6 protein-coding genes and 2 pseudogenes are annotated in these 7380 nt (G+C 49.9%); all 8 read right to left on the bottom strand.

The window, feature by feature from the left end; genetic code table 11:
* Window positions 1-131: 131 nt before the first annotated feature.
* Entirely contained in the window at window positions 132-872 is a 741-nt protein-coding gene (locus AC3YUO_RS12925) for a DUF4145 domain-containing protein (protein WP_489963424.1), read from the bottom strand.
* Between the two features lie 81 nt (window positions 873-953).
* Window positions 954-1163: a transposon-transfer assisting family protein gene (locus AC3YUO_RS12920; RefSeq protein ID WP_489963423.1), complete on the bottom strand. Its 210-nt coding sequence runs from the start codon at window positions 1161-1163 to the stop codon at window positions 954-956.
* A 1-nt stretch (window position 1164) separates the two neighbouring features.
* Window positions 1165-4122 carry a YodL domain-containing protein gene (locus AC3YUO_RS12915; protein ID WP_489963425.1) on the bottom strand — a complete coding sequence of 986 codons (2958 nt, stop codon included), beginning with the start codon at window positions 4120-4122 and terminating at the stop codon, window positions 1165-1167.
* 2 nt (window positions 4123-4124) lie between these two features.
* Window positions 4125-4406, bottom strand: a complete 282-nt coding sequence (locus AC3YUO_RS12910; protein WP_489963422.1) for an immunoglobulin — start codon at window positions 4404-4406, stop codon at window positions 4125-4127.
* Window positions 4403-5098: pseudogene (locus AC3YUO_RS12905) on the bottom strand (DNA topoisomerase); the annotation flags it as partial. The pseudogene AC3YUO_RS12905 and the gene AC3YUO_RS12910, both read right to left, overlap by 4 nt.
* Window positions 5099-5115: 17 nt before the next feature.
* Window positions 5116-5274 carry a transposon-encoded TnpW family protein gene (locus AC3YUO_RS12900; protein WP_080630487.1) on the bottom strand — a complete coding sequence of 53 codons (159 nt, stop codon included), beginning with the start codon at window positions 5272-5274 and terminating at the stop codon, window positions 5116-5118.
* Between the two features lie 64 nt (window positions 5275-5338).
* Window positions 5339-6886 (bottom strand): MobA/MobL family protein, encoded by a 1548-nt coding sequence (locus AC3YUO_RS12895; RefSeq protein ID WP_002582176.1) that lies wholly within the window; start codon window positions 6884-6886, stop codon window positions 5339-5341.
* A 278-nt stretch (window positions 6887-7164) separates the two neighbouring features.
* A pseudogene (locus AC3YUO_RS12890) lies at window positions 7165-7380 on the bottom strand (hypothetical protein); the annotation flags it as partial.

Genomic DNA, 7380 nt, shown 5'->3' with positions numbered 1-7380 from the left:
AAATCCTTGACACTACCGCTTTGGATGGCATAGTAGTTTATCCTCCTTTCGTTTTTGTGGTAAAAGAAAAGCAGGAAACCTCGAAAGATTTCCTGCCTAAAAAGTTATATATGTTTTATAGAGCAAATATTTCAACACATATATTCCATTATCTCATTATCTTCAAAATATTGCTCATTTCGATACAGAAGATGACAAAATGTGTTAGGAAACAACTCATTTAGAATGCCTGTAATGCCGTACCATTCTTCTGACAGTTTTTTGTTCCTGAAAATGGTTTCCTCTGAATAGTCCACTCCAGCCTTTGCGGAAAGCTCCACCAACTCAAAAGCTGTATCAAAAGTCAAGGTATAATCTAATCTGTGAGCAATTCTGTTGCGAAAGTAATTGATTCGCTTTAATAGATTTTTCTCGTTTTCGTTAACAAAATTGCCATCAAAGAGTAAATCAATTTTTTTAGAAAATGTATATTTTGATGCAGTTTTTTGAGTTGCTTTTTCCAAGATCGTGTTCATTGCAAACTCTAAGAACAGATGCCCTTTAATATACCTGATTAAGTTTTCATCGTAATCATTATAAAAATCTATAATGTTAGTATAACTACGACTGTCCAATGGAGTAGCCGATCCGTTAGATATATCGGCTACCGCAGAATCTGTTTTGCTTGCCAAACATACATATTCAAGAAATGAAGAATATTGTTTGTACGGATATTTGTTTGTAATTTCTTCCTTAATTTGCTCAAGTTGTTCATCACTGATAGATGGCAAAATCTCCATCATCTTATGAACCAATTGGTAGTTTTTTTCTTCCACTGTATCGTATTCTTCATCTGTCTTTGAGAGCAGCTCCATATATTCATTAGTTGTCATCAATAATTTCCCCTTATTGCAAAATAGTAGCATAAAAATTATACTATGCCCACGCATCAATTGCAAAGGGGACCGGGCAAATTAGAAATCCGGGAACAGCTCCAGTTCGGCAAACTCGGCGTCGCTCATAGCCCGGAGCTTGGAGAGGGCGCTGTCCGTCAGCTCCCGCAGCTCGGCTTCCTCCGGCGAAAGCTCACCGCACATCTCCGTCAGCGCCTCAATCAGCCCGGTGCGGCTGCCGGTGTTGTAGATACAAAGCAGGTTCGTTTCCTCAAAAGTGAAGTTTCCCATATCAAATCTCCCTTTCCGCGCTCTTTTTAGGCGCTGCCTTTTTGTGTTCCGCCTTGGGCTGGCTTTTCAGCTGCTCCATGACGGACTTTTTCTGTTCCCGGTCCTCCCGGTGGGCGGCGTCGGCCAAATCCATGAGGGAAATGGGCTGGCCGCTGCGGGCCTGCTGTTCCAACTGGGCCACCGTCGGCTCCTTGGGGCCATTGTTGATGATGCCGTCGATCATACCGTAGTCATCCTCCAGCATCATCTCAGCATTTTTCAGCGGATTATCCGGCAGGAATCCGGGAACCTGCTCAAAGCCAAAGCTGTCGCAGTAATGACAGGATACCTTGCCGTCCCGCTTGATGGCAACGATGTCGCTGACACTCATGGACGGACTGTGAAAATCAACCGGTTTTTGCAGATTGAACCGCTCATACAGCTTTTCCAGCTGCTCTATGGTGCTGCCAGAACCGTCCAGAGGGGCGGTGTAGATCAGATCATAGTTGTTCCGGTCCACAGTCAGATTGTGCGATTGCAGCCAATCCAGATTCATAAAGCGCACATTCTGGGGGTCCTCCCGGTTCACCTGATAAATGGCAAAGCAGTCACCCGCATGGGAGAGAAATGCCTGTTCCCGTTCCAGCTGCCGATCCAGCCGTTCCAGCACTTTTTCATGGAAAGCCGGACTTTGCTCCCATTCCTCACGGGACACGGCAAAGATGCCGTCATGGGCATCCAGGTCAGCGGTATCAAAGGCCATTTCCGGGTTTTCTCCCTCCTGGACGATATAAACAGTCAGGTCTCGCTCCATCAGTTCATAGGCTCTCTCTTTGGAAAGCGGCAGCAAATCGCTGTCCAGATAGCCGCATTTCTCAAGATTATCCTGGGTCAGCACCGGGTCCGGCATGGGATACTCGTCCAACGCCTGCTCCTGAGCATCCGGCAGCTGGGTGGCGGCAGCTTCTGCGGTCTGCTGGTGAGCGGCCTCCTGCAAAGTCTCAATCATGGACAGTGAGGCATCCTTGATGGACTTGTCGCCCATCCCCAGGTTTTCGTAGATGTGGCTGACTGCTGCGGAACGGCCCATGTCGGTTCCATCCAGCTGGCCGCCGTCCAGTTGCTTCATAGTTGCCATATCGTAGAGCGTGTAGTCCCAGCCGGTGTCGCAGGGCTGAACATGAAGATAGGCGCTATCGTCCAGCACCAGCAGGGCCTCCCGGTACTCGGCGCTGGGCTGAGATACTTCTTCCGTAGGGGCCTTTTCCTCCTCAGTCTGCTGGGGTGTCTGCTCCGGCTTCTGAGCTGCGGCCAAATCAAGACCGCGTTCCTTGCAGATTTCCTTGTAGTGACGCTCGATGTCGTTAATCAGCTCACAGGAAGTCTTGTTGATGGTCTCCAGGCTGTCCCGCAGCTCCTTCAGCTCCTTGTCCTTGGACCAGGAAGCGATGTAGGCAAAGCTGTTTTCACCGGTCTGGATGCCGAAATACTGACAGACCGCATAGGAGACGCTTTCCGCTTGCACTTCTTCTGTATTTCTGTTCTTGGCAACCCGTTGTAGATCATAAAAATCTTCTTCGACATACAGGTTCCATGCAAACTGATTTTCGTCCAGATAGCACCAACCCATGTCAGCGGCAAACTGCTCCGCCTCGGCTTCAGTTGCAAAACCAGAGTAATAATCTCTTACCGTGCCGCCGCCGCTATCCATGACAATTTTCCAGGATTGCTCAACTTCATACTTTTTCGGGTCATGGAGCTTGCTATGTGCGACCTCATGAACGGCGGCGGAAATGGTCTGCACCTCGCTCATACCTTCCCGAATGGCGATCCGCTGCTGCTCAGAGGAAAAATAGCCATCCATGCTCTCGGCCATCGGCTCAAACTCGATGGGAACCGGGGCGGAACGGCGCAGCGCCTCCAGGAACGCCTCGTAGTGCGGCACCGTCCCAGACAAGTTGGCAACCAGATCCGGCAAGGGCTTGCCCTCCGTCTGCTTCACATCGAATACCTTGACTGGACGGAACAGGGGGATCTCAATTTCCTTTTCCTCCATGACCGCCTTGCCGTCTGCGTCCAGAATAGGAGCCTGGGTATCCGGGTCGCGCTTCATTTCTTCGATCTTCTTTTTGTAGGGCGTAGGGGCAATGATCGTGATGCCATGCTCACCCTTTTTCACATGGCGTTCAAACTGGTTTTTCCACTTGTTGAACCCGGCCACCAGGGTGGCGTCCGGGCGCTGCATATAGATGAGCATGGTGTTGTTGACGGAGTAGCGGTGGAACTTGGACATGACAGACAGGTAGCGCATATACTTTTCGCTCTCGAACAGCTCCTTGATACCCTGTTCAATGCCTGCCGTGATTTCCTGCAACCGCTCCCGGTTGGTGGGCTTATCAGCCATGATTTTCACTCTCCTTTCCAAATTGGCGATTTCTGATTGATGTTCGGCAATCCACAGCTTCTGTTCCTCCGGGCCGTCCTCCAGGAAAAAATCCAGCAGATAGCCCGTATAGTCCTTTTTCTGAATTGCCTCCATAAAACGGGGATGGGGATGTTCTTCCGGTGTTTTGGGGGAATAGTCCGTTTCCCACTTTCTCAGCAGATGATAGTAGTCAGCCAGGACACGAAAGACATGATCCCGATCCTCTTTGAACTTCTGTGCCTCGGTTTTCTGCCGGACATAGCGCCTCCGGGGAGGGGCCTGACTGTCATAAGCCAGGCCAAAATCCTGGGTCAGTTTCTCAGCGGCCTCCTTGGGGGACAGATTGTAGAGCCTCGCTGTGAAGTCGATCACATCGCCGGTGGCACCGCAGCCGAAGCAGTAGAAGTATTCCTCGTTCAGCTTCATGCTGGGATTTTTGTCATCGTGGAATGGGCAGCAGGCCATGCCGCTCCGGTTGACCTCGATCCCATATATCTGCGCCGCATCCCGGACGGTGACAGACTGTTTGACGGCCTCAAAGACGCTCTCGGCCATGCTCATTCATTGCCTTTCTTGGGGGTGGGCGGCCTGTACCCGGCAGCCTTGGCCCGTTCACTGGCTGCCTTACGGCGCTCGGCGCTGTACGGTTCCCGGACGGACACGCAGCGTTTGGGAACGAGAAAAGTTTGGCGGTCCTTTTTCATAATCTGGTCCGGGTATTTCTCCGCCAGCCGCCGCAGCTTTTCCAGTAGCCGGGGGTCATGGGTATAGACTTCGGCGGTGGCTTCAGCCTGGTTGTAGAGGATAATGGTTTCCTGTTCATAAAGGGAGAGCTTCATCGTTTGCCGCCTTTCTGCTGGTCAAACTCCAGCTTGAAGTTGGCGTACTGCCCATCGTCCTCCAGCACCACGGTGGCGTCGTAGGTCTTGCCGGTTTTCTCGGAGTGCAGGCCGCTTACATGGGCGCGGCCATTTTTGAGTAGCGCCGTCACGATGGCCTTGGTTGGCTGCTTGCGCTTCAGCTCCCACCACTTGTTGTTTTTCCAAATGGCAAATTTACAGCCCTCGCTCTGGCAGAAGAACCCCTTTTGCAGCTCCGCCACATCGCCACCGCAGCGGGGGCATTTGCCCACCACCTCGCGGGGCGGCGTGAACAGATACTCGGTGCCCTTAATCATCCGATAGGTTCCCACCAGCTCCTTGAGCATGGTGGAAATTCCATCCATGAAATCCTCCGGGGCCAGCTCGCCGCGCTCAATCTCACCCAGTCGGTACTCCCATTCAGCGGTCAACAGGGGCGATTGCAGCTGCTCCGGCAGCACGGTGATAAGGGATACCGCATCATGGGAGGGCAGGAGCTGCACGGTTTTCTTGCTCTTTTTGCGTTCCAGAAAGCCGGTGGACACCAGCTTTTCTAAGATACCGGCGCGGGTGGCCGGGGTCCCCAGGCCCTTGCGTTCGGCGTCCTCCGGCATATCGTCCTTCCCGGCAGTCTCCATCGCGGAAAGCAGCGTATCTTCTGTGAGGATTTGTCAAGGTAGGATGTGGATTATTTCTTTTTGCTGGTACATTCATTCATAATCAGCGTATTCACGCTGTCCGTAAAAGTCCGCTTGGTATTCTGCGGAAAATGCACTCTTACCCGATAAGTGGTATTACCTATCTTTTTCTTGAAATGCTCTGTATTCACTTTCTTGCTTTCTTCCATGTTCTTCTCCCTTCACGCAAAAAGGACAGCTACAAACCATTGCTTGTAAACTGCCCTCTCGCTGTTATAATGACTGTTCATTTTTCTTCCTGCTGTGTATCTGACTGCGTTGATTTTGCTCGGCTTCTCGGGTCATGGCAAGCATTTTATGGTTATGCTCAATAACCTCTGTTGACGCAAGCTCCGTAACCACTCTTGCATAGTCGGGATTGCTCTCCTGCAATTGTTCTTCCAGTTTTGCCTTTTCCGCTGTCCATTTCTTCGGTGTAATCTTCTCATCAGAGGAAAGCATTTTCTTTAATTTTGCACGATAACTGTCGTATTCTCTAAGCTCCGTTTCATGCTCCTTATCATATTTACGCTTGGCAAATCCTTTCAGCGAATTACTCGTCTTATGATACACGATATAAGGCTCATAATCACTGTATGCCACAAGCAACTGCTCCAGTCTTGCTATCTGCTCCGCAAGCTGTTGTCTCTCCGCTGACAGCTTCTCATAGGCTGGCTCTCGCTGTGTCTTAAACTCCTGCAACTGCTCAAAGCTCTCAATCTGATTTGCCACAACAAAACGCTCCATTCTCTCCTGCTCCTGCAATGACTGTCTTTGAGAAATCTTCCTCAAATATTTGCTCTTGATTACTGGCAATTCCAGTCTGCCCTTTTTGCCGACAACTGCTCTAATCATATCAAGGACTTCATTTGCAGTATTGCGTACTGCTTCAACTGGCTTGGAATTAACAAGCTTCTGCAACTGTTCCTCTGCTTTTGCCACAAGCATTTTTGCAGTAAGAATAGCCTTATTCTGCTCCATTATCCTGCGGTTGACATTCCCTCTCTCTGTCTGTATTCCTGCCCTTTCCAGCGCACTGGCTTTCTCTCCCAAATGTATCTGTGGTATGGTATCAAGCCCCTGCTCTGCAAATGACCTATGCTCCCAAAAATTCTCCCTTAATCCGTTTTTATCATTGACCGCATTTATGGTGTCAGCTAAATCCTTGCGCCACTTCCTGGCATTCTCCCTGCTGTTCCATCCAGTCACATCCTGCGTGGTGCATTTATATTGCCCATTCTTTTTTCTTATCTTGTTTCCGTCTGCGTCCAGTGCATAAATCTTCTTCTGCTTATCTCCCCATGAACCATCTTCCAAAATAGGACGCATGGTAAGCATAATATGGCAGTGAAGATTACGCTGGTGCGTATTCGGATTTTCAGAGTCATGGATGGCAAACTGCGCACACATTCCGTCATCCACAAAGTTCCTTTTCACATAATCCCTCATTACCTCTATGGCAAGCTCATAACTCCACTCATTCGGCAGATTGATTTTATATGACCTCGCCAGCTGTGCTTTGGCAGATTTACTCTCCCTCATTTCAACGGAGTTCCATAGCACCGATGGGTCTGAATATTCTGCTGGTGCATTGACCGGAAGCATGACCTCATTATGCACCAAATCCTCGGTATACTTCGGGTAATAGGTTGTTCCGTCATATTCAGAGTACATGGTAGTACGGCTGATATATGCAGATTTGTCAACTGCGGATGAACCACCTCTGCACTTTGCACCTCTTCCGATAATGGCAACTCGGGTACTTAGGTTTTTAACTGCCATAGCCACACCTCACTCTCCTGCATAGGCTGTGGCAGACCGATACTGTGGATTGTGCGGTATCGGCTGACTTTGTGGGCAGTGCAGCTCCGCTCTTTGGAGCTTCACTGAACGCAAAGTATGCAAATGGGTAGGTGCGCCCTCTGCACCGAAGGGAAAACGCAGTGTTCCCTTTTGACTGCCCTCGGCAGGCAACAGCTGTCTGCAAGACCCCTCGGAGAGCGCACATACCATTGCAGATGGTATATCTGTGCGCAACGAGAAAATCTCGTTGACTGGTCTTAGGCATTTTCGCTCTTGCCAGTACCTTCATCCCCTGCCACCTCACTTTCAGCTTTTACAACTGCATTCTCACGCTTTTCAGCACTTTCCTTTTTCACGATTTCAATAATGCGCTGGCACTGCTCCGACTTCATCCCCGAAGCAATAATTCTGTTCAGCTCCTGCTCGTCAAACTGGTAGCACTCTGGAAAGTATTTATGAACAATACCACCCAT

This window comes from Pseudoflavonifractor sp. HNCC25GI2 (genome assembly GCF_058136395.1).
The sequence above is the reverse complement of the archived record's forward strand: the minus strand, read 5'-3'. Positions and strand labels throughout refer to the sequence as shown.